The 771-nt window shown below is 74.1% G+C and carries 2 pseudogenes; both read right to left on the bottom strand.

The annotated features are described in order from the left end of the window. Nucleotides 1–550, bottom strand: a pseudogene (locus tag BEK98_RS47615) (FUSC family protein); the annotation flags it as partial. A 60-nt stretch (nucleotides 551–610) separates the two neighbouring features. Next, nucleotides 611–771 (bottom strand): annotated as a pseudogene (locus BEK98_RS50745) (oxidoreductase); the annotation flags it as partial.

The raw sequence follows: 771 nt of genomic DNA on the forward strand, positions 1-771 counted from the left end.
GCGTCGCGCAGTGCGCGGCGGTGTGCGCGGCTCGGGCCGCCCGCTCCTGGTACGACGGCGGTGCGGGCCCGGGAAGGATCAGCGCCTCGGCGGCGGCGAACAGGGCCAGTCCGGTCGTCGTCCCGATCAGTCGCTCGTCGAGCGAGCCGGGATCGTACGGGGGGAAGGACGGCAGGATGTAGAGGAGTTGCAGGCCCGGCGCGGCCCCGGCCGGGCGCGGCCCGCCGATGGCGGAGAAGGCCAGCGCGAAGCCGACCACGAACATGCCGGCGACGGCGCTCCAGGTGCGCACCGACAGACAGGTGCCGATCACCACCAGCAGCCAGCACACCGGCAGCAGGCGCAGCACCGTCGCGGCTCGCTGCCGCCCGGTCCCGGGGATCTTGGAGAGTCCGCCCAGCGCCACGGTGCCGAAGAGGGCGTAGGTGGCCGCGACGGGGCTGTCGAGGCCGTACCGGAAGAGGTAGAAACCGGCTGCGGCGACCAGGGTCACGCGGAGCGCGCGGCGGCCCGAGGCGGCGTAGGCCGCCGGGATCCGACCGGCTGACACACCACACACCCCTCCAGGATCACGCACCACGGGACGCCCGGCACCTTCCCGGCGGACCGGTCAGTTCCTGCTGAGGGTCCGGGTCACGCCCGCGACGACGGCGGTGGTCAGCAGCCAGCCGACCGCGATCAGGAGGTAGGCGAATCGCTGGACGCCGGCATCGGTCCAGTACCAGCCGGTGCGCTGGCCCAGGCCGCCGATCGGGATGAGCAGGTCCAGGG

The organism is Streptomyces diastatochromogenes, from assembly GCF_002242805.1.
In the GTDB taxonomy this organism is placed as follows: domain Bacteria; phylum Actinomycetota; class Actinomycetes; order Streptomycetales; family Streptomycetaceae; genus Streptomyces; species Streptomyces diastatochromogenes.